This is a genomic window from Klebsiella sp. M041 (genome assembly GCF_059759695.1).
In genome coordinates, this window is record NZ_JCAXWU010000003.1 from 216,125 (window position 1) to 238,539 (window position 22,415).

Annotated in this window: 19 protein-coding genes; 16 read left to right on the forward strand and 3 right to left on the reverse strand. The window is 57.6% G+C overall.

All coding sequences use genetic code 11. The features are described from left to right. From leuB to leuL, 3 genes are all read right to left on the reverse strand, one after another. Positions 1-1,092, reverse strand: a complete 1,092-nt coding sequence (gene leuB / locus AC6CWS_RS04890; protein ID WP_023291974.1) for a 3-isopropylmalate dehydrogenase — start codon at positions 1,090-1,092, stop codon at positions 1-3. Then, on the reverse strand, positions 1,092-2,663 hold the full coding sequence (gene leuA / locus AC6CWS_RS04895) for a 2-isopropylmalate synthase (protein WP_023291975.1): 1,572 nt from the start codon (positions 2,661-2,663) through the stop codon (positions 1,092-1,094). Before leuA ends, leuB begins: the two co-directional genes overlap by 1 nt. A gap of 95 nt (positions 2,664-2,758) precedes the next feature. Further along, positions 2,759-2,845: a leu operon leader peptide gene (leuL, locus tag AC6CWS_RS04900; RefSeq protein WP_017901192.1), complete on the reverse strand. Its 87-nt coding sequence runs from the start codon at positions 2,843-2,845 to the stop codon at positions 2,759-2,761. Between the two features lie 614 nt (positions 2,846-3,459). Between leuL and leuO the strand changes: the two genes are divergently transcribed. From leuO to AC6CWS_RS04980, 16 genes are all read left to right on the forward strand, one after another. Beyond that, entirely contained in the window at positions 3,460-4,428 is a 969-nt protein-coding gene (gene leuO, locus AC6CWS_RS04905) for a transcriptional regulator LeuO (RefSeq protein ID WP_072140386.1), read from the forward strand. Positions 4,429-4,822: 394 nt separating this feature from the next. Then, a complete protein-coding gene (gene ilvI, locus AC6CWS_RS04910) occupies positions 4,823-6,547 on the forward strand; it encodes an acetolactate synthase 3 large subunit (RefSeq protein ID WP_002888534.1) in 1,725 nt (574 codons plus the stop codon). Positions 6,548-6,549: 2 nt separating this feature from the next. Beyond that, positions 6,550-7,041: an acetolactate synthase small subunit gene (ilvN, locus tag AC6CWS_RS04915; RefSeq protein ID WP_002888536.1), complete on the forward strand. Its 492-nt coding sequence runs from the start codon at positions 6,550-6,552 to the stop codon at positions 7,039-7,041. Between the two features lie 180 nt (positions 7,042-7,221). Continuing rightward, a complete protein-coding gene (gene cra, locus AC6CWS_RS04920; protein WP_004145952.1) occupies positions 7,222-8,226 on the forward strand; it encodes a catabolite repressor/activator in 1,005 nt (334 codons plus the stop codon). A gap of 640 nt (positions 8,227-8,866) precedes the next feature. Continuing rightward, positions 8,867-9,325, forward strand: coding sequence for a division/cell wall cluster transcriptional repressor MraZ (gene mraZ / locus AC6CWS_RS04925; RefSeq protein WP_004204327.1), 459 nt, complete (start codon positions 8,867-8,869; stop codon positions 9,323-9,325). 2 nt (positions 9,326-9,327) lie between these two features. Beyond that, on the forward strand, positions 9,328-10,269 hold the full coding sequence (rsmH, locus tag AC6CWS_RS04930; protein ID WP_004204328.1) for a 16S rRNA (cytosine(1402)-N(4))-methyltransferase RsmH: 942 nt from the start codon (positions 9,328-9,330) through the stop codon (positions 10,267-10,269). Continuing rightward, on the forward strand, positions 10,266-10,631 hold the full coding sequence (gene ftsL / locus AC6CWS_RS04935) for a cell division protein FtsL (RefSeq protein WP_002888550.1): 366 nt from the start codon (positions 10,266-10,268) through the stop codon (positions 10,629-10,631). Before rsmH ends, ftsL begins: the two co-directional genes overlap by 4 nt. 15 nt (positions 10,632-10,646) lie before the next feature. Then, positions 10,647-12,413: a peptidoglycan glycosyltransferase FtsI gene (locus AC6CWS_RS04940; protein ID WP_023291977.1), complete on the forward strand. Its 1,767-nt coding sequence runs from the start codon at positions 10,647-10,649 to the stop codon at positions 12,411-12,413. Next, entirely contained in the window at positions 12,400-13,887 is a 1,488-nt protein-coding gene (gene murE / locus AC6CWS_RS04945) for a UDP-N-acetylmuramoyl-L-alanyl-D-glutamate--2,6-diaminopimelate ligase (protein WP_023291978.1), read from the forward strand. Before AC6CWS_RS04940 ends, murE begins: the two co-directional genes overlap by 14 nt. Continuing rightward, a complete protein-coding gene (gene murF / locus AC6CWS_RS04950; protein ID WP_065882760.1) occupies positions 13,884-15,242 on the forward strand; it encodes a UDP-N-acetylmuramoyl-tripeptide--D-alanyl-D-alanine ligase in 1,359 nt (452 codons plus the stop codon). The genes murE and murF overlap by 4 nt, the downstream gene beginning before the upstream one ends. Continuing rightward, positions 15,236-16,318 carry a phospho-N-acetylmuramoyl-pentapeptide-transferase gene (gene mraY / locus AC6CWS_RS04955; protein WP_004204335.1) on the forward strand — a complete coding sequence of 361 codons (1,083 nt, stop codon included), beginning with the start codon at positions 15,236-15,238 and terminating at the stop codon, positions 16,316-16,318. The genes murF and mraY overlap by 7 nt, the downstream gene beginning before the upstream one ends. 2 nt (positions 16,319-16,320) lie before the next feature. Continuing rightward, positions 16,321-17,637, forward strand: a complete 1,317-nt coding sequence (gene murD, locus AC6CWS_RS04960; protein WP_065882759.1) for a UDP-N-acetylmuramoyl-L-alanine--D-glutamate ligase — start codon at positions 16,321-16,323, stop codon at positions 17,635-17,637. Next, positions 17,637-18,911, forward strand: coding sequence for a cell division protein FtsW (gene ftsW, locus AC6CWS_RS04965; RefSeq protein ID WP_004204337.1), 1,275 nt, complete (start codon positions 17,637-17,639; stop codon positions 18,909-18,911). Before murD ends, ftsW begins: the two co-directional genes overlap by 1 nt. Further along, positions 18,908-19,978, forward strand: coding sequence for an undecaprenyldiphospho-muramoylpentapeptide beta-N-acetylglucosaminyltransferase (murG, locus tag AC6CWS_RS04970; protein WP_032429099.1), 1,071 nt, complete (start codon positions 18,908-18,910; stop codon positions 19,976-19,978). Before ftsW ends, murG begins: the two co-directional genes overlap by 4 nt. Positions 19,979-20,025: 47 nt before the next feature. Beyond that, positions 20,026-21,501: a UDP-N-acetylmuramate--L-alanine ligase gene (gene murC / locus AC6CWS_RS04975; protein WP_065882758.1), complete on the forward strand. Its 1,476-nt coding sequence runs from the start codon at positions 20,026-20,028 to the stop codon at positions 21,499-21,501. Next, entirely contained in the window at positions 21,494-22,414 is a 921-nt protein-coding gene (locus tag AC6CWS_RS04980) for a D-alanine--D-alanine ligase (RefSeq protein WP_065882757.1), read from the forward strand. The genes murC and AC6CWS_RS04980 overlap by 8 nt, the downstream gene beginning before the upstream one ends. Position 22,415 lies beyond the last annotated feature (1 nt).

The window sequence follows — 22,415 nt, forward strand, 5'->3', positions numbered from 1 at the left end:
TTACACCCCTTCTGCGACATAGCGGGCAATGATATCGCCCATTTCATCAGTGCTGACCGCCGCCGTGCCGCGCGCTAAATCGCCGGTACGAACGCCTTCCTCCAGAGCGCGGTTAATCGCGCTTTCAATCGCGCTCGCCGCCTCGTCAGCGTCGAGGCTATAGCGCAGCAGCAGCGCCAGGGAGAGGATCTGCGCGATCGGGTTAGCGATATTTTTGCCGGCGATATCCGGCGCCGAGCCGCCCGCTGGCTCGTACAGGCCGAAACCTTGTTCGTTGAGGCTGGCGGAGGGCAGCATACCCATCGAGCCGGTGATCATTGCGCACTCGTCGGAGAGGATGTCGCCGAACAGGTTGGAGCACAGCAGCACGTCGAACTGGGACGGATCTTTAATCAGCTGCATGGTGGCGTTATCGATATACATATGCGCCAGCTCAACGTCCGGATACTCCTTGCCGATCTCGGTGACGATTTCGCGCCACAGAATGGACGACTGCAGGACGTTGGCTTTATCGATGGAGGTCACTTTGTGACGACGTTTACGGGCGGATTCAAACGCGATGCGCGCGATACGTTCGATTTCAAAGCGGTGATACACCTCGGTATCAAAAGCTTTCTCATGCTGACCGCTGCCTTCGCGACCTTTCGGCTGACCGAAGTAGATGCCGCCGGTCAGTTCGCGAACGCAGAGAATGTCGAAGCCGTTGGCGGCGATGTCGGCGCGCAGCGGGCAGAACTCTTCCAGCCCCTGATACAGTTTGGCCGGGCGCAGGTTGCTGAACAGTTTAAAGTGTTTACGCAGCGGCAGCAGGGCGCCGCGCTCTGGCTGTTCTGCGGGCGGCAGGTGTTCCCACTTCGGGCCGCCGACAGAGCCGAACAGGATCGCGTCCGCCTGCTCGCATCCGGCGACGGTCGCCTGCGGCAGGGGCGTTCCCTGACGGTCGATGGCCGCGCCGCCGACGTCGTACTGGCTGGTGGTAATGTGCATGGCAAAACGTTGGCGCACGGCTTCCAGTACTTTCATCGCCTGGTTCATCACTTCCGGGCCAATGCCATCACCCGGCAAAACGGCAATATGGTAATTCTTCGACATTACACGGTTTCCTTATTGTTCTCTTTATTCTGAGCTTTGCGTTGCAATTCTTTTTCGACTTCGGCGGCGCGCCAGATGTTGTTCAGCACGTGAACCATCGCTTTGGCTGACGACTCTACGATATCCGTTGCCAGACCAACCCCGTGGAAACGGCGACCGTTGTAGTCAACGACGATATCCACCTGGCCCAGGGCGTCTTTGCCGTGGCCTTTCGCGCTTAAGCCATATTTCACTAATTCAATGTTGTAATCGGTGACGCGGTTAATCGCCTGGTAGATAGCATCAACCGGACCGTTGCCGTTGGCGGCTTCGGTTTTGATCTCATCCCCGCAGACCAGCTTGATCGAGGCGGTGGCGATATCGCTGGAGCCGGACTGAACGTTGAAGTAATCCAGGCGGAAATGCTCTGGCTCTTCCTGCTGCTTGTTGATAAACGCCAGCGCTTCCAGATCGTAATCGAAGACCTGGCCTTTTTTGTCCGCCAGCTTCAGGAACGCGTCGTACAGGTGATCCAGGTTGTAATCGCTCTCCTGGTAACCCATCTCTTCCATCCGGTGTTTCACCGCCGCGCGGCCGGAGCGGGAAGTCAGATTCAGCTGCACCTGGTTCAGGCCGATGGATTCCGGGGTCATGATTTCGTAGTTTTCGCGGTTCTTCAGCACGCCGTCCTGGTGGATACCGGAGGAGTGGGCGAAGGCGCCGGTGCCGACGATGGCTTTGTTCGCCGGGATCGGCATGTTGCAGATCTGGCTGACGGTCTGGCTGGTGCGCCAGATTTCATGGTGGTTGATATTGGTGTGCACGTTCATGATGTCTTTGCGCACTTTAATCGCCATGATGACCTCTTCCAGCGCGCAGTTGCCGGCGCGCTCGCCGATACCGTTCATCGCGCCTTCTACCTGGCGGGCTCCGGCGTGGACCGCGGCGAGGGCGTTGCCGACGGCAATACCCAGGTCATCATGGGTATGGACGGAGATAATGGCTTTGTCGATATTCGGTACGCGCTCATACAGGCCGCTGATAATGTTGGCGTACTCGAACGGCATGGTGTAGCCGACGGTATCCGGAATATTAATGGTGGTGGCGCCAGCGTTAATCGCGGCTTCCACGACGCGAGCCAGGTCAGCAATCGGCGTACGGCCGGCGTCTTCACAGGAGAACTCGACATCGTTAGTGTAGTTGCGCGCCCGCTTCACCATATAAACCGCGCGTTCAATGACCTCATCCAGGGTGCTGCGCAGTTTGGTGGCGATATGCATCGGCGAGGTGGCGATGAAGGTGTGGATACGGAACGCTTCTGCCACTTTTAAGGATTCCGCCGCCACGTCGATGTCTTTCTCGACGCAGCGCGCCAGGGCGCACACGCGGCTGTTTTTGATGGTGCGCGCGATGGTCTGCACGGATTCAAAATCGCCCGGAGAAGAAACCGGGAAACCGACTTCCATCACGTCAACACCCATGCGCTCGAGGGCCAGAGCAATCTGCAGCTTCTCTTTGACACTCAGGCTTGCCTGTAACGCTTGTTCGCCATCACGTAAGGTCGTATCGAAAATAATGACTTGCTGGCTCATGGTTTGGATCCTTAGTCTGTGTCCTGGCGCCTTGTTGACGAGCATAAAAAAACCCGCGCCAAGGCGCGGGTTTTATAGTCTTGCTGGAAGATGACTTAACGCTGAACGTCGCCCAACAGCCTACCGCGCAAATGGCATGCGTTTAGTAGTAGTAGGCTGGTGATGCGAGTGGTGCGAATCATTGCGTCAAACTCCAGATGAAATCGTTATGCTTTTAGAGTTACTGGATAGCCGTTTCAAAGTCAACCCCTGGCATGGAAAAAGCGTTTTTGGTCCGCGGCGTGAATTAGCTAATTGTGCTGATGTTAGCCCTTTTTTGCCGAAGATCCTATTTTGGACCTGCGGGGGCACACAGGGATATGTTTCATTTGAAAATGCACTTTGCATTAAAGGCCTCGCTCACGATGCGCCGCGAGCGAAGCGGTCAAAAATCGCTATCTGAATGAAATAATTATATTTATTTTTCGTGTGAATATGTCTACCCCTTAGCGGATCTTTTTTCAATGATAAATAGTTGTTAATTTTATGGGGTGGAAAATAAAATACTTTATTATTGCTTAAGTTACAGTTAACCATTGGTGTTGTTTTTATTTTCCTGGATTATGGTTAGACTCATCTTCATTAAGTAACTCATATTGTTTGAGCAGTTTATTTATTCCGGTGGTACCGGTTTGACACTGCCACTCATAGCCTTGATATATTCCTAAAATACACCTTTGCTATTTTGCAAATGTCATTGGCATGATAAATGATATTTTCGGCGCTAATTATAGCGGTTTAGTAAAGGGAATTCATCGTGACGGCGGAACTAGATATGTTAATTGAAAGTCCAGAATATAAATCAGCCCCCGGACAGGAAGTCGTAAAACCTCAACTACGGATGGTTGATCTCAATCTGCTTACCGTTTTTGATGCGGTTATGCAGGAACAGAATATTACCCGTGCCGCCCATACGCTCGGCATGTCTCAACCGGCGGTGAGCAACGCGGTTTCACGTCTGAAAGTGATGTTTAATGATGAGCTGTTTGTGCGCTATGGCCGCGGTATTCAGCCGACGGCGCGGGCCTATCAGCTGTTTGGCTCAGTGCGTCAGGCGCTGCAGCTGGTACAAAACGAATTGCCAGGCTCCGGTTTTGAACCCTTGAGCAGTGAGCGTGTTTTCAATCTGTGCGTCTGTAGCCCGCTGGATAACATCCTGACGTCGGTGATTTTTAATAAAGTCGCCGAAATCGCGCCCAATATTCATTTAGTCTTTAAATCAGCGCTTAATCAAAATACGGAACATCAGTTACGTTATCAGGAAACGGAATTTGTGATCGGTTATGAAGAATTTCGTCGTCCTGAGTTTGCCTGTGTACCGCTATTCAAAGATGAAATGGTTCTGGTGGCTAGCCGCAACCATCCGCGTATCTCCGGACCGGTGATGGAGGCTGATATTTATCGCGAGGAGCATGCCGCGGTGGCTCTCGATCGGTATGCCTCATTCAGTCTGCCGTGGTATGACACCGCCGATAAACAAGCGCGCATCGCGTATCAAGGTAATGCGATGGTCAGCGTATTAAACGTGGTGTCGCAAACGCAGATGGTGGCCATTGCGCCGCGCTGGCTGGCAAATGAGTTTGCCGATAAGTTAGCGCTGCAAATATTACCTCTGCCGCTGAAGGTGAATAGCCGGACCTGCTATCTCTCCTGGCACGAAGCGGCGGGTCGCGATAAAGGTCATCAGTGGATGGAAGAGCTGCTGGTGGATATTTGTCAGCGCTGAGCCGATGGCAATAAGCATGAAAGGGGCTTCGGCTCCTTTTTTTATATGATTTAATTACAATAATGCAGAATTTTATGCTGTTTACCCTTTCGGTTGCTCTCCGCCCGTTAACAAAAAATGGATCAATTCCTGCTATCGCGCCTTTTCTCCGAGTATTTACTATTCTCTTTTCTTATATCTGAAGCATTCCACCATATTTTCCTCTCTCCGCTTGTTTTTCTTCTTATTCTACTTAGAAAGCATCTCCGGTGGCGAATTGCCTGCCTGCTGGCGAGCAGTTATGGTAGTGGCATGCAGTCCATTCACCTCAGTGCGGAGGGGTACTCCTTCGCATCGTGCGAGCGCGCGGAAATTGAGTTCCGCTGTCGTAAAACAATAAGCCTGGAGGCAAACCATGGAGATGTTGTCAGGAGCCGAGATGGTCGTCCAATCGCTTGTCGATCAGGGCGTCAAGCAAGTATTCGGCTATCCCGGAGGCGCAGTCCTCGATATCTATGATGCGTTACATACCCTTGGCGGTATCGATCATGTGCTGGTTCGCCACGAGCAGGCGGCGGTGCATATGGCGGATGGCCTGGCGCGAGCGACCGGGGAGGTCGGTGTGGTGCTGGTGACCTCAGGGCCTGGGGCGACGAACGCCATCACCGGTATCGCGACGGCCTATATGGACTCTATCCCGCTGGTGATCCTCTCCGGGCAAGTGGCGACATCGCTTATCGGCTACGATGCCTTCCAGGAGTGCGACATGGTGGGGATTTCCCGCCCGGTGGTGAAGCACAGTTTCCTGGTGAAGCAGACCGAAGATATTCCCGGCGTGCTGAAGAAAGCCTTCTGGCTGGCGGCCAGCGGTCGCCCCGGGCCGGTGGTGGTCGATCTGCCGAAGGATATACTCAATCCGGCGAAGAAACTGCCGTACGTCTGGCCAGACGCGGTCAGCATGCGCTCGTATAACCCGACGACCAGCGGTCATAAAGGCCAGATCAAACGCGCCCTGCAGACCCTGGTGGCGGCGAGCAAGCCGGTCGTCTACGTCGGCGGCGGGGCGATCAATGCGCATTGCGAACCTCAGCTGCGCGAGCTGGTGGAAAAGCTGAAGCTGCCGGTGGCCTCCTCCCTGATGGGGCTGGGCGCTTTCCCGGCGACGCACTCGCAGGCGCTGGGGATGCTGGGCATGCACGGCACTTATGAAGCCAACATGACCATGCACCATTCAGACGTGATTTTTGCCGTCGGCGTTCGCTTTGACGATCGGACCACCAATAACCTGGCCAAATACTGTCCGAACGCAACTGTGCTGCATATCGATATCGATCCGACCTCAATCTCGAAAACCGTGCCAGCAGATGTGCCGATCGTCGGCGATGCCCGGCTGGTGCTGGAGCAGATGCTGGAGCTGCTGGAGCAGGAAGAGGCGCAGCAGCCGCTGGACGACATTCGCGACTGGTGGCAGCAGATTGAGCAGTGGCGCGCCCGCCATTGCCTGCGCTACGACGACCAGAGCGACAAGATCAAACCGCAGGCGGTGATAGAAACGATCTGGCGCCTGACTCAGGGCGATGCCTATGTCACTTCCGATGTGGGTCAGCACCAGATGTTCGCCGCCCTCTATTACCCCTTCGACAAGCCGCGGCGCTGGATTAACTCCGGTGGCCTCGGCACCATGGGCTTTGGCCTACCGGCTGCGCTGGGGGTCAAAATGGCTCTGCCGGACGAAATGGTCGTCTGCGTGACCGGTGACGGCAGTATTCAGATGAACATTCAGGAACTCTCTACTGCGCTGCAGTATGAGCTGCCGGTCCTGGTGCTTAACCTCAACAACCGCTATCTGGGGATGGTGAAGCAGTGGCAGGATATGCTCTATTCCGGGCGCCACTCGCAGTCCTATATGGAGTCGCTGCCGGACTTCGTTCGTCTGGCGGAAGCCTATGGCCACGTTGGGATCCGCATCAGCGAGCCGCAGGAGCTGGAGACGAAGCTTGCAGAAGCCCTGGAGCAGGTGCGACAGCGCCGGCTGGTGTTTGTCGATGTCACCGTCGACGGCAGTGAGCATGTGTACCCCATGCAGATCCGCGGCGGCGGCATGGATGAAATGTGGTTGAGCAAAACGGAGAGGACCTGATTATGCGCCGGATATTATCGGTATTACTGGAAAACGAATCGGGCGCATTGTCCCGCGTTATCGGCCTCTTTTCCCAGCGCGGCTATAATATAGAAAGCCTGACTGTCGCCCCGACGGACGATCCGACCCTCTCCAGGATGACCATCCAGACCGTGGGCGATGAAAAAGCGATCGAGCAGATTGAAAAGCAGCTGCACAAGCTGGTGGATGTCCTGCGGGTCAGCGAGCTGGGGCAGGGGGCTCATGTCGAACGCGAAATCATGCTGGTGAAGGTCCAGGCCAGCGGTTACGGCCGTGAAGAAGTGAAGCGCAACACCGAAATCTTTCGTGGACAGATTATCGACGTGACGCCTTCTATCTATACCGTTCAACTCGCCGGCACCAGCGATAAGCTCGACGCTTTCCTGGCCTCTCTGCGCGATGTCGCTCGGATCGTGGAAGTGGCTCGCTCCGGCGTGGTCGGCCTGTCTCGCGGTGATAAAATCATGCGCTGAGGATCGGGAACTGATGCAAAAATAGCCCGGCAGCGACTGTCGGGCTTTTTTTTTGCGAAATCAGTAGGAACTGTAAGCGAAAGCGGTTGCTGCGCTAACTATTCTGCGCTTAGATGTTATAAAAAGGGTTCCATACCTGAATAATGGTTATGTTTGGCACTTCTTACCCAAGGGGCAATTGTGAAACTGGATGAAATCGCCCGGCTGGCCGGTGTTTCAAGAACCACCGCGAGCTATGTGATTAATGGCAAAGCGAAGCAGTACCGCGTAAGCGACAAAACGGTCGAAAAAGTGATGGCTGTCGTGCGAGAGCACAACTATCACCCGAATGCGGTCGCTGCTGGCCTGCGTGCAGGACGCACACGCTCTATCGGTCTGGTGATCCCGGATCTGGAGAACACCAGCTATACCCGCATTGCAAATTATCTGGAGCGGCAGGCGCGCCAGCGCGGCTATCAGTTGCTGATTGCCTGCTCGGAGGATCAGCCCGATAACGAAATGCGCTGTATCGAGCATCTGCTACAGCGCCAGGTGGACGCCATCATTGTTTCCACCTCGCTGCCGCCGGAGCACCCTTTTTATCAGCGCTGGGCTAACGATCCGTTTCCGATTGTCGCCCTCGACCGCGCCCTTGACCGCGAGCACTTCACCAGCGTCGTCGGCGCTGACCAGGACGATGCCGAGATGCTCGCCGCCGAGTTGCGGACCTTTCCCGGCGAAACGGTGCTTTATCTGGGCGCGCTGCCGGAACTGTCGGTGAGCTTCCTGCGCGAGCAAGGCTTCCGTAAAGCCTGGCAGGACGATCCGCGTGAGGTGCATTATCTCTATGCCAACAGCTACGAGCGAGAAGCGGCGGCCCAGCTGTTTGAGAAATGGCTTGAAACCCATCCGATGCCGCAGGCGCTGTTCACCACCTCTTTCCCGTTGCTGCAGGGCGTCATGGATGTGACGCTGCGCCGTGAGGGTAAACTGCCTTCCGAGCTGGCGATCGCCACCTTCGGCGATAATGAGCTGCTCGATTTCCTGCAGTGTCCGGTACTGGCCGTGGCCCAGCGCCATCGCGATGTCGCTGAGCGGGTGCTCGAGATCGTCCTCGCCAGCCTCGATGAACCGCGCAAGCCGAAGCCGGGCCTCAGCCGTATTCGTCGTAATCTTTATCGCCGCGGCAGCCTGAATCGCCGTTAAGGGCGCAATATCGTCAGCACCCAGGATTAATCCTGGCAGGCCTGCCAGAGAGCAGGCCGTTGGCGATAAATCAGGCAACTGACGTCCAGAATGCAAAACTGAATATATTTCAGACAAATCCCTAAACTTCTTTACGCGTTATTTTGTTTTATTCGCTGGCAATCGTTTTGTGACTCAAAACGGGACACAAAAAATGATTGTGCCGGCTTTAATTGTATTATTTTGTTACATTCACCAGGTTAATTGCTGAATTAACACCCATTTTGTTAGCCCCAACCTTTCTCTCCTGCCTTATCCCGCGCCTGGTCAGCCCTTCAGCCAGCAACAGGTACTGTTAACGGCCGGCATAATGGCCTAAAATGCCGCTCGCGTCGCAAACTGACACTTTATATTTTCCCGCCGAAGATATTTTGATGTTTATAACTGTTACGAGTTTGTTGGTTATTTTCTTACACGTATTCATAACGTTAATTTGCCTCGCCTGTTGATGATTTTTTCATCAGGGCTAATGTCGGCTGTAAATAATGGGTTTTTGAGCTCCGTTGGCATTCGTGCTGGCTTGACAAGCTTTTCCTCCGCTCCGTAAACTCCTTGTGGTGGGAATTTGTGGGATAAAGTGGCGAAAAGGGGTGAGGCTGGCATGTTCCGTGGAGCAACGTTAGTCAATCTCGACAGCAAAGGCCGCCTGGCCGTGCCAACGCGCTATCGCGATGGGCTGATCGAGGACGCTGCCGGTCAATTGGTATGCACCATTGACATTCATCACCCGTGCCTGCTGCTTTATCCATTGCCTGAATGGGAAGTCATCGAGCAGAAATTGTCGCGTTTATCGAGCATGAATCCCGTTGAGCGGCGCGTACAGCGTTTGCTTCTGGGTCATGCCAGCGAATGTCAGATGGATAATGCCGGTCGCTTGCTGATAGCGCCGGTGTTACGGCAGCATGCCGGGCTGACAAAAGAAGTGATGCTGGTCGGGCAGTTTAATAAATTTGAACTGTGGGACGAAACGACCTGGTATCAACGGGTCAAGGAAGATATCGACGCTGAGCAGTCCGCGACCGGTGAACTGTCGGAGCGCCTGCAGGATTTGTCTTTATAAAAATGATGGAAAATTTTAAACACACTACGGTACTTCTGGATGAAGCCGTCAACGGCCTCAATATTCGTCCAGACGGTATCTATATTGATGGTACCTTTGGTCGCGGCGGTCACTCGCGCCTGATCCTCTCCCAACTGGGAGCGGAAGGACGCTTGCTGGCAATCGATCGCGATCCTCAGGCGATTGCCGTCGCGCAAACCATCGATGATCCCCGCTTTTCCATCGTACATGGTCCATTTTCACAGCTTGCTGAGTACGTCGGCGAGCGCAATCTTACCGGTAAGATCGACGGCATTCTGCTCGATCTTGGCGTCTCTTCCCCGCAGCTTGACGATGCGGAACGCGGCTTTTCCTTTATGCGCGACGGGCCGCTGGATATGCGCATGGATCCGACGCGCGGTCAGTCCGCGGCCGAATGGCTGCAGACCGCTGAAGAAGCGGATATCGCCTGGGTGATTAAAACCTTCGGCGAAGAGCGTTTCGGTAAACGGATCGCCCGCGCGATCGTCGAACGTAATCGCATTGCACCGATGACCCGCACCAAAGAGCTGGCGGAGGTCATCGCCGCGGCGATGCCGGTAAAAGATAAGCACAAACATCCCGCGACCCGTACCTTCCAGGCGGTGCGCATTTGGGTAAACAGTGAACTGGAGGAGATAGAGCAGGCGCTAAAAAGCTCGCTCAGCGTGCTGGCCCCGGGCGGGCGGCTGTCGATCATTAGTTTTCATTCGCTGGAAGATCGCATTGTAAAGCGCTTTATGCGTGAGCAAAGCCGCGGTCCGCAGGTTCCGGCGGGAATACCGATGACCGAATCGCAGCTCAAAAAACTGGGCGGCCGTGAGTTACGAGCACTAGGCAAGTTGATGCCGGGCGAAGAAGAGGTGGCAGAGAATCCACGTGCCCGTAGTTCAGTGCTGCGTATCGCAGAGAGGACGAACGCATGATCGGCAGAGTGACAGAGGCCTTAAGCAAAGTTAAAGGGTCGATTGGAAGCAACGAGCGCCATGCTTTGCCTGGCGTGATCGGGGACGACCTTCTGCGGTTTGGGAAACTGCCACTCTGCCTGTTCATTTGCATCATTATTACGGCGATTACCGTGGTCACCACCGCGCACCACACGCGCCTGTTGACCGCGCAGCGTGAACAACTGGTTCTGGAACGCGACGCCCTGGACATTGAGTGGCGCAACCTGATCCTCGAAGAGAACGCGCTCGGCGATCACAGTCGGGTTGAACGGATCGCGACCGAGAAGTTGCAGATGCAACACGTCGATCCATCACAAGAAAATATCGTTGTACAGAAATAAGGATTATTGCGACGGATGAAAGCAGCGCCAAAAACGCCAAAAGCAAAACGTCAGGAAGAACAGGCCAACTTTATCAGTTGGCGTTTTGCGTTGCTGTGCGGCTGCATTCTGCTGGCGCTGACTTTCCTGCTGGGGCGCGTTGCCTGGCTACAGGTGGTCAGCCCGGATATGCTGGTGCGTCAGGGCGATATGCGTTCCCTGCGCGTACAGGAAGTGTCCACCGCGCGCGGGATGATTACCGACCGCTCCGGACGTCCACTGGCGGTCAGCGTGCCGGTGAAAGCTATCTGGGCCGATCCGAAAGAACTCCATGATGCCGGCGGGGTAACCCTGGATACGCGCTGGAAGGCGCTGGCGGATGCCCTCAATATGCCGCTGGATCAGCTGGCGACGCGCATCAATACCAATCCGCGGATGCGTTTCATCTATCTGGCGCGTCAGGTTAACCCTGACATGGCCGACTACATCAAAAAACTGAAGCTGCCGGGCATTCATCTGCGTGAAGAATCCCGTCGTTACTACCCTTCCGGGGAAGTGACCGCTCACCTCATCGGTTTTACCAACGTCGACAGCCAGGGGATTGAAGGGGTCGAAAAAAGCTTTGATAAATGGCTCACCGGCCAGCCGGGCGAGCGTATCGTGCGTAAAGACCGCTATGGCCGGGTAATTGAAGACATCTCTTCCACCGACAGCCAGGCGGCGCACAACCTGGCGCTGAGTATCGACGAGCGTCTGCAGGCGCTGGTCTATCGTGAGCTGAACAACGCCGTGGCCTTTAACAAAGCCGAGTCCGGCAGCGCGGTGTTAGTGGACGTGAACACCGGCGAAGTGCTGGCGATGGCCAACAGCCCGTCCTACAACCCAAACAACTTCGCCGGCACGGCGAAAGACACCATGCGTAACCGCGCCATCACCGACGTCTTCGAACCGGGTTCGACGGTGAAGCCGATGGTGGTGATGACGGCGCTGCAGCGCGGTATCGTCAACGAAAATACCGTGCTCAATACCGTGCCTTATCGAATTAACGGCCACGAAATTAAAGACGTGGCGCGCTACAGCGAATTGACCCTGACCGGGGTGCTACAGAAGTCGAGTAACGTCGGTGTTTCTAAGCTGGCGTTAGCGATGCCGTCCTCAGCGTTAGTAGATACTTACTCACGTTTTGGGCTTGGAAAGGCGACCAATTTGGGGTTGGTCGGAGAACGCAGTGGCTTATATCCTCAAAAACAACGGTGGTCTGACATAGAGAGGGCCACCTTTTCTTTCGGCTACGGGCTAATGGTAACCCCGTTACAGTTAGCGCGAGTCTACGCAACGATTGGCAGCTACGGCATCTATCGCCCGCTGTCGATTACCAAAGTTGATCCACCGGTTCCGGGCGAGCGTGTCTTCCCGGAATCACTCGTTCGTACCGTCGTTCATATGATGGAAAGCGTGGCGCTGCCCGGCGGCGGCGGCGTGAAAGCGGCGATCAAAGGCTATCGCATCGCGATTAAAACCGGTACGGCGAAAAAAGTGGGGCCGGATGGCCGCTATATCAACAAATATATTGCTTACACCGCAGGCGTTGCGCCCGCCAGCCATCCGCGCTTTGCGCTGGTGGTGGTGATCAACGACCCGCAGGCAGGTAAATACTACGGTGGCGCCGTTTCCGCGCCGGTGTTCGGTGCCATCATGGGCGGCGTATTGCGCACCATGAACATCGAACCGGATGCGCTGGCAACGGGCGAAAAAAGTGAATTTGTAATTAATCAAGGCGAGGGAACAGGTGGCAGATCGTAATTTGCGCGACCTTCTCGCTCCATGGGTGCCAAACGCACCGGAGCGCATTCTGCGAGAGATGACGCTGGACAGCCGGGTGGCGGCTTCCGGCGATCTCTTTATCGCGGTACAGGGTCATCAGGCGGACGGGCGTCGTTATATCCCGCAGGCGATAGCGCAAGGTGTGGCTGCCATTATTGCTGAAGCGCAGGGCGAAGCGAAAGACGGTGAGATCCGTGAAATGCACGGCGTGCCGGTTATCTACCTGAGCCAGCTTAACGAACGTTTATCGGCGCTGGCCGGGCGTTTTTATCATCAGCCGTCGCAGCAGCTGCGTCTGGTGGGCGTGACCGGTACCAACGGCAAAACCACCACCACCCAGCTTCTGGCGCAATGGGCGAAACTGCTCGGCGAAACCAGCGCGGTGATGGGGACCGTCGGCAACGGGCTGCTGGATAAAGTGGTGCCGAGCGAAAACACCACCGGCTCTGCGGTCGATGTTCAGCACGTGCTTTCCGGCCTGGTCGAGCAGGGGGCAACCTTCGGCGCGATGGAAGTCTCTTCCCACGGGCTGGTGCAGCACCGCGTGGCGGCCGTGCAGTTTGCCGCCTCGGTATTTACCAACCTGAGCCGCGACCACCTCGACTACCATGGCGATATGGCGCACTACGAAGCGGCGAAATGGCTGCTGTACTCCACCCACCATTGCGGCCAGGCCATCGTCAACGCTGACGATGAAGTCGGTCGTCGCTGGCTGGCGAAGCTACCGGACGCGGTGGCGGTGTCGATGGAAGATCATATCAATCCGAACTGCCACGGCCGCTGGCTGAAGGCCACCGCGGTCAACTATCACGACAGCGGCGCCACCATCCAGTTTGACTCCAGCTGGGGCAACGGTGAAATCGAAAGTCGCCTGATGGGCGCCTTTAACGTCAGCAACCTGCTGCTGGCGCTGGCCACGCTGCTGGCGCTGGGCTATCCGCTGGCCGATCTGCTGAAAACGGCGGCTCGTTTACAGCCGGTATGCGGCCGTATGGAAGTGTTCAGCGCGCCCGGTAAACCGGCCGTGGTGGTGGATTATGCCCATACGCCTGACGCGCTGGAAAAAGCGCTGCAGGCCGCGCGCCTGCACTGCAGCGGCAAGCTGTGGTGCGTCTTCGGCTGCGGCGGAGACCGCGACAAAGGCAAGCGTCCGCTGATGGGGGCGATTGCTGAAGAGTTCGCCGATATCGTGGTCGTCACTGACGACAACCCGCGTACCGAAGAGCCGCGGGCGATTATCAACGATATTCTGGCCGGCATGCTCGATGCAGGTCATGCAAAAGTGATGGAAGGCCGTGCGGAAGCGGTGACCAACGCCGTGATGCAGGCGCAGGAGAACGACGTGGTGCTGGTGGCGGGTAAAGGCCATGAAGATTACCAGATCGTCGGCAACCGTCGTCTGGATTATTCCGACCGCGTCACCGTCGCGCGTCTGCTGGGAGCGGTAGCATGATTCGCTTTACGTTAAGCCAGCTCGCCGCGATCGCTCATGGCGAACGGCAGGGTAGCGATATCGCTATCGACGAGGTGACCACCGACACCCGTAAAATCACGGCGGGCTGCCTGTTTGTGGCGCTGAAAGGCGAGCGTTTCGACGCCCATGATTTTGCCGAACAGGCGAAAGTGGCAGGCGCCGGCGCGCTGCTGGTGAGCCGTCCGCTGCCCTGCGATCTCCCGCAGGTGATTGTGAAAGATACCCGGCAGGCTTTCGGCGAGTTGGCCGCCTGGGTACGTCAGCAGGTGCCGACTCGCGTCGTCGCCCTGACCGGCTCGTCCGGTAAAACCTCGGTCAAAGAGATGACCGCGGCGATCCTCAGCCAGTGCGGCAACACGCTGTATACCGCCGGCAACCTGAACAACGATATCGGCGTACCGATGACCCTGCTGCGTCTGACCAAAGAACATCAGTACGCGGTGATTGAGCTTGGCGCCAACCACCAGGGCGAAATCGCCTGGACCGTCAGCCTGACGCGTCCGGAAGCGGCGCTGGTCAACAACCTTGCCGCCGCGCACCTTGAAGGTTTCGGCTCGCTGGCGGGCGTGGCGAAGGCGAAGGGCGAAATCTATACCGGTCTGCCGGAAAACGGCATCGCCATTCTCAATGCCGACAACAACGACTGGCTGAACTGGCAGGCGGTGATTGGCGATCGCAAAGTGTGGCGCTTCTCGCCGAACGCGGCCAACAGCGATTTCACCGCGACTAACGTGCAGATCACCAGCCACGGCACCGAATTTACGCTGCAGACCCCAACCGGCAACGTTGACGTACTGCTGCCGCTGCCGGGACGCCACAACATCGCTAACGCGCTGGCGGCGACCTCGCTGGCGATGGCGGTAGGCGCCGATCTGGCGGCGGTGAAAGCCGGTCTGGCGCAGCTGCAGGCCGTTCCGGGACGTCTGTTCCCGATCCGCCTGACCGAGAGTCAGCTGCTGCTGGATGACTCCTATAACGCTAACGTCGGTTCGATGACCGCGGCGGTGCAGGTGCTGTCAGAGATGCCCGGCTTCCGGACGATGGTGGTCGGCGATATGGCGGAGCTTGGCGCGGAAAGCGCGGCTTGCCATCGTGAAGTCGGCGAAGCGGCGAAAGCGGCAGGGCTGGATTGTGTTCTCAGCGTCGGCGCCTTGAGCGCGGATATCAGCCGCGCCAGCGGCGTGGGCGAACATTTTAACGATAAAGCTGCCGTGGTGGCTCGCCTGCGCGAGCTGCTGGCGGAGCATAAGATAATGACCATTTTAGTGAAGGGTTCACGTAGTGCCGCCATGGAAGAGGTAGTACGCGCATTACAGGAGACTGGGACATGTTAGTATGGCTGGCCGAACATTTGGTCAAATATTATTCCGGCTTTAACGTCTTTTCGTATTTGACGTTTCGCGCCATCGTCAGCCTGCTGACCGCGCTGTTCATCTCTCTGTGGATGGGCCCGCGCATGATCGCCCGTCTGCAAAAACTCTCCTTCGGCCAGGTGGTTCGTAACGACGGTCCGGAGTCCCACTTCAGCAAACGCGGCACGCCGACCATGGGGGGGATCATGATCCTCACCGCGATCACCGTGTCAGTGCTGCTGTGGGCTTACCCCTCCAACCCGTACGTCTGGTGCGTGCTGACGGTATTAATCGGCTACGGGATCATCGGCTTCGTTGATGACTACCGTAAAGTGGTGCGCAAAGACACCAAAGGCCTGATCGCCCGCTGGAAATATTTCTGGATGTCGGTGATCGCGCTGGGCGTGGCGTTCGCGCTCTATCTGGCCGGGAAAGACACCCCGGCGACCGAGCTGGTGGTGCCGTTCTTTAAAGACGTTATGCCGCAGCTGGGGCTGTTCTATATCCTGCTGGCCTACTTTGTGATCGTCGGCACCGGCAATGCGGTTAACCTGACCGACGGTCTCGACGGCCTGGCGATCATGCCCACCGTCTTCGTCGCGGCGGGTTTTGCGCTGGTGGCGTGGGCGACCGGTAACATGAATTTCGCCAACTACCTGCACATCCCCTATCTGCGCCACGCCGGCGAACTGGTGATCGTCTGTACGGCGATCGTCGGCGCGGGGCTGGGCTTTCTGTGGTTTAACACCTATCCGGCGCAGGTCTTTATGGGCGACGTCGGTTCGCTGGCGCTCGGCGGCGCGCTGGGCATTATCGCCGTGCTGCTGCGTCAGGAATTCCTGCTGGTGATTATGGGCGGCGTTTTCGTGGTGGAGACCCTGTCGGTGATCCTGCAGGTCGGCTCCTTTAAGCTGCGCGGTCAGCGTATCTTCCGCATGGCGCCGATCCACCACCACTATGAACTGAAAGGCTGGCCGGAGCCGCGCGTTATCGTGCGCTTCTGGATTATTTCGCTGATGCTGGTGCTGATTGGCCTGGCGACGCTGAAGGTACGTTAATCATGGCAGATTATCAGGGTAAAAAAGTCGTCATTATTGGGCTGGGCATGACCGGCCTGTCATGCGTGGACTTTTTCATGGCGCGCGGCGTAACCCCGCGCGTGATGGACACCCGCGTCGCGCCTCCCGGGCTGGATAAATTGCCTGAATCGGTCGAATGCCATGTCGGCGGCCTCAATGATACCTGGCTGCTGGCGGCGGATCTGATTGTCGCCAGTCCCGGCATCGCGCTGGCTCATCCTTCGTTGAGCGCGGCGGCGGACGCTGGCGTAGAGATCGTTGGCGATATCGAACTGTTCTGCCGCGAAGCGCAGGCGCCGATCATCGCCATTACCGGCTCGAACGGCAAAAGCACCGTCACCACCCTGGTGGGCGAGATGGCGAAAGCGGCCGGGGTTAACGTCGGCGTGGGCGGCAATATCGGCCTGCCGGCGCTGAAGCTGCTGGATACCGATCGTGAGCTGTATGTCCTGGAGCTCTCCAGCTTCCAGCTGGAAACCACCTCCAGCCTGCAGGCGGTGGCGGCAACCATCCTCAACGTGACTGAGGACCATATGGACCGCTACCCGCTGGGGCTGCAGCAGTATCGCGCGGCGAAGCTGCGGATTTACGAGAATGCGAAGACCTGCGTGGTCAACGCGGACGATGCGCTCACCATGCCGGTACGCGGCGCGGACGATCGCTGCATCAGCTTTGGCGTCGATGTCGGTGACTACCACCTTAACCGTCAGCAGGGCGAGACCTGGCTGCGCGTTAAAGGTGAGAAAGTCCTCAATGTAAAAGAGATGTCTATCACGGGTCAGCATAACTACAGCAACGCCCTGGCGGCGCTGGCGCTGGCCGATGCCGCGGGCCTGCCGCGTGCCAGCAGCCTGAAGGCGCTGACCACCTTTACCGGCCTGGCGCATCGCTTCCAGCTGGTGCTGGATCACAACGGCGTGCGCTGGATTAACGACTCGAAGGCAACCAACGTCGGCAGTACCGAGGCGGCGCTGAACGGCCTGCAGCTTGATGGCACGCTGTATCTGCTGCTGGGCGGCGACGGCAAGTCCGCTGATTTCACCCCGCTGAAGCGCTACCTTGGCGGCGATCGTATCCGCCTGTACTGCTTTGGTCGCGACGGCGCCGAGCTCGCCGAGCTGCGTCCTGAGGTGGCGGTACAAACTGAAACCATGGAACAGGCGATGCGTCAGATTGCGCCCCTGGTGAAAGCGGGCGACATGGTTCTCCTGTCGCCGGCCTGCGCCAGCCTGGATCAGTTTAAGAACTTTGAACAACGGGGCGAGATGTTTGCCCGCCTGGCGAAGGAGTTAGGTTGATGCGTTTCTCTCTCCCACGCCTGAGAATGCCGCAACTGAGCTTGCCTCGGTTGAGACTGCCGCGACTGCCGGGGATGTTTATCTTCGCCTGGCTGTTCGCCGCGCTGAAAGGCTGGGTGATGGGCTCGCGCCCAAAAGATAACGACAGTCTGGTGATGTATGACCGGATGCTGCTGTGGCTGACCTTCGGCCTGGCGGCGATCGGCTTTATTATGGTGACCTCGGCGTCAATGCCGGTGGGGCAGCGTCTGGCGAACGATCCTTTCCTCTTCGCCAAGCGTGACGGCCTGTACATTGTGCTGGCCTTTGTCCTCGCGCTGGTGACGCTGCGACTGCCGATGGATTTCTGGCAGCGCCACAGTACCGCGATGCTGATCGCCTCGATCGTCATGCTGCTGATCGTGCTGGTGGTGGGTAGCTCGGTAAACGGTGCATCGCGCTGGATCGCCCTCGGTCCGCTGCGCATTCAGCCGGCGGAGTTCACCAAGCTGTCGCTGTTCTGCTACATCGCCAACTATCTGGTGCGTAAAGCTGACGAAGTGCGCAACAACCTGCGCGGCTTCTTAAAACCGATGGGCGTGATTTTCGTGCTGGCGATCCTGCTGCTGGCGCAGCCTGACCTCGGTACGGTGGTGGTGCTGTTCGTTACCACGCTGGCGATGCTGTTCCTCGCCGGCGCCAAGCTGTGGCAGTTCATCGCCATTATCGGCATGGGCATCTCGGCGGTGGTCCTGTTGATCCTCGCCGAACCGTACCGTATTCGCCGCGTGACCTCCTTCTGGAACCCGTGGGAAGACCCGTTCGGCAGCGGCTACCAGCTGACCCAGTCGCTGATGGCCTTTGGCCGCGGCGAGATGTGGGGGCAGGGACTCGGTAACTCGGTGCAAAAACTGGAGTATTTGCCGGAAGCGCACACTGACTTTATCTTCGCCATCATCGGCGAAGAACTCGGTTATATCGGTGTGGTACTGGCGCTTTTAATGGTATTCTTCGTCGCTTTCCGCGCCATGTCGATTGGCCGAAAAGCGCTGGAGATCGATCATCGCTTCTCCGGCTTCCTCGCCTGTGCGATTGGTATCTGGTTTAGCTTCCAGGCGTTAGTTAACGTCGGGGCGGCGGCGGGGATGCTGCCGACGAAAGGTCTGACGCTGCCGCTGATCAGTTATGGTGGTTCCAGTCTGCTGATTATGTCGACGGCCATCATGTTGTTGTTGCGAATTGATTATGAAACGCGTCTGGAAAAAGCCCAGGCGTTTACACGGGGTGTTCGATGAGCGGTCAGGAAAAGCGGTTGATGGTGATGGCGGGCGGTACCGGCGGGCATGTGTTCCCGGGACTGGCGGTCGCGCACCATCTAATGGACCAGGGCTGGCAGGTTCGCTGGCTGGGTACCGCCGATCGTATGGAAGCGGATTTAGTGCCGAAAAACGGCATCGAGATTGATTTTATCCGTATCTCCGGCCTGCGTGGCAAAGGGATTAAAGCACAGCTGCTGGCGCCGGTGCGGATCTTCAACGCCTGGCGTCAGGCGCGGGCGATCATGAAGCGTTTCCAGCCGGACGTGGTGCTGGGCATGGGCGGCTATGTGTCCGGGCCTGGCGGTCTGGCGGCGTGGTCGCTGGGGATCCCGGTGGTCCTCCACGAGCAAAACGGCATTGCCGGCCTGACCAACAAGTGGCTGGCGAAGATTGCGAAGAAAGTGATGCAGGCGTTTCCCGGCGCCTTTCCGCATGCGGACGTGGTCGGGAATCCGGTGCGCACCGATGTGCTGGCGCTGCCGCTGCCGGGGCAGCGTCTGGTGGGCCGTCAGGGGCCGATTCGCGTACTGGTGGTCGGTGGCTCTCAGGGCGCGCGCGTCCTGAACCAGACCATGCCGCAGGTGGCGGCGAAGCTCGGCGATACGGTGACCATCTGGCATCAGAGTGGTAAAGGCGGCCAGCAAACCGTGCAGCAGGCCTATGCCGCCGCGGGGCAGCCGCAGCATAAAGTGACGGAATTTATTGATGATATGGCCGCGGCGTATGCCTGGGCAGATGTCGTGGTTTGCCGTTCCGGCGCGCTGACGGTTAGCGAAATCGCGGCCGCGGGCTTACCGGCGCTGTTTGTACCGTTCCAGCACAAAGATCGTCAGCAGTACTGGAATGCGCTGCCGCTGGAGAAAGCCGGCGCGGCGAAAATTCTCGAACAGCCGGCATTCACGGTAGAGGCGGTAGCCTCTACTCTGGCGAGCTGGGATCGGGAAACCTTGCTGGATATGGCGGAACGAGCGCGTGGCGCTTCGATTCCGGACGCTACCGAGCGGGTAGCAGAAGAGGTCAGCGCCGTAGCTTTGGCGCGCTAATTGCGGTGATTTTCACCGCCCGAATACAGAAGTTGATGGCGTAAAGAATGAATACACAAGATTTGGCAAAACTGCGTTCCATAGTGCCCGAGATGCGTCGCGTCCGGCACATTCACTTTGTCGGCATCGGCGGTGCCGGTATGGGCGGTATTGCCGAAGTGTTGGCTAATGAAGGTTACCAGATCAGCGGCTCCGACCTGGCGCCGAATCCGGTGACCCAGCAGCTGTCGCAGCTTGGCGCCACCATTTATTTCAACCATCGCCCGGAAAACGTGCGCGATGCCAGCGTTGTGGTCGTTTCCAGCGCGATTTCCGCCGATAACCCGGAAATCGTCGCCGCGCACGAAGCGCGCATCCCGGTGATCCGCCGTGCGGAAATGCTGGCGGAGCTGATGCGCTTCCGTCACGGGATCGCGATTGCCGGAACTCACGGCAAAACCACCACCACCGCGATGGTGTCCAGTATTTACGCCGAAGCCGGGCTGGACCCGACCTTCGTCAACGGCGGGTTGGTGAAAGCGGCGGGCGTGCATGCCCGTCTCGGCCATAGCCGTTACCTGATTGCGGAAGCGGATGAGAGCGATGCGTCGTTCCTGCATCTGCAGCCGATGGTCGCGATTGTGACCAACATCGAAGCCGACCATATGGATACCTACCATGGCGACTTCGAAAATCTGAAGCAGACCTTTATTAATTTCCTGCACAACCTGCCGTTCTACGGACGCGCGGTAATGTGCGTGGACGATCCGGTTATTCGTGAACTGCTGCCGCGCGTCGGCCGGCAGATCACCACCTACGGTTTCAGCGACGACGCCGACGTTCGCGTAGAAGACTACCGTCAGGTTGGGGCGCAGGGGCATTTCCGCCTGGTGCGTCAGGATAAAGAACTGCTGCAGGTGACGCTCAATGCCCCGGGACGCCATAACGCGCTGAACGCGGCGGCGGCGGTTGCCGTGGCGACGGAAGAGGGGATTGACGATCAGGCGATCCTGCGCGCGCTGGAAAGTTTCCAGGGAACCGGACGCCGCTTTGATTTTCTTGGCGAGTTTCCGCTGGCGGAAGTCAACGGCAAAGCGGGCAGCGCGATGCTGATCGATGACTACGGCCACCACCCGACGGAAGTCGATGCCACTATCAAAGCGGCGCGTGCCGGCTGGCCGGATAAAAATCTGGTGATGGTATTCCAGCCACACCGTTATACCCGTACTCGCGATCTGTACGATGATTTCGCCAACGTGCTGACCCAGGTCGATGCGCTGCTGATGCTCGATGTCTACCCGGCAGGCGAAGCGCCGATCCCGGGCGCCGACAGCCGCTCGCTGTGCCGTACGATCCGCGGTCGCGGTAAAGTCGACCCGATTCTGGTGTCCGACCCGGCGCAGGCCGCGGCGATGCTGGCGTCGGTGCTGACCGGTAACGATTTAGTGCTGGTGCAAGGTGCCGGAAACATTGGAAAAATCGCCCGTCACCTGGCTGAAATCAAACTGATCCCGCAAAAAACGGAGGAGGAGCGCCATGGCTGATAAAATCGCGGTGCTTTTCGGTGGAACCTCCGCTGAACGTGAAGTGTCGCTGAATTCAGGCGCCGCGGTGCTGGCCGGGCTGCGTGAAGCCGGGGTGGATGCCCATCCGGTTGACCCGCGCGATGTCGATATTACCCAGTTGAAAAAGCTGGGCTTTAAGAAAGCGTTTATTGCACTCCACGGCCGCGGCGGGGAAGATGGCACGCTGCAGGGGCTGTTGGATCTGATCCAGCTGCCTTATACCGGCAGCGGCGTGATGGCTTCGGCGATTTCAATGGATAAACTGCGCAGCAAATGGCTGTGGCAGGGGGCCGGATTACCGGTCGCGCCGTGGGTGGCGCTGACCCGCGCCCAGTTTAGCGCCGGATTATCTGCTGATGTCGAACAGCAGATTGCGGAGCTGGGTCTGCCGCTCATCATCAAGCCCAGCCGCGAAGGCTCCAGCGTTGGGATGTCGAAAGTCAGCGAAAGCTGTGATTTAGCGAGTGCACTGGCGCTGGCTTTTCAGCATGATGATGAAGTTTTGGTCGAAAAATGGCTCAGTGGGCCGGAATTTACCGTCGCCATCGTCGGTGAAGAAATTTTACCGTCAATACGTATCCAGGCGGCTGGAACCTTCTATGATTATGAGGCGAAGTATCTCTCTGATGAGACGCAATATTTCTGCCCAGGATTGGAAGATCCAGCGCGTGAGTCAGCCATTCAGAGCCTGGTGCTTAAAGCCTGGAATGTTCTGGGTTGCAAAGGCTGGGGCCGTATTGACGTCATGCTGGACAGCGATGGCCAGTTTTATCTGCTGGAAGCGAATACTTCCCCGGGCATGACCAGCCATAGCCTTGTACCGATGGCGGCGCGTCAGGCAGGAATGAGCTTCTCCCAGCTTGTTGTACGAATTCTGGACCTGGCGGGGTGAT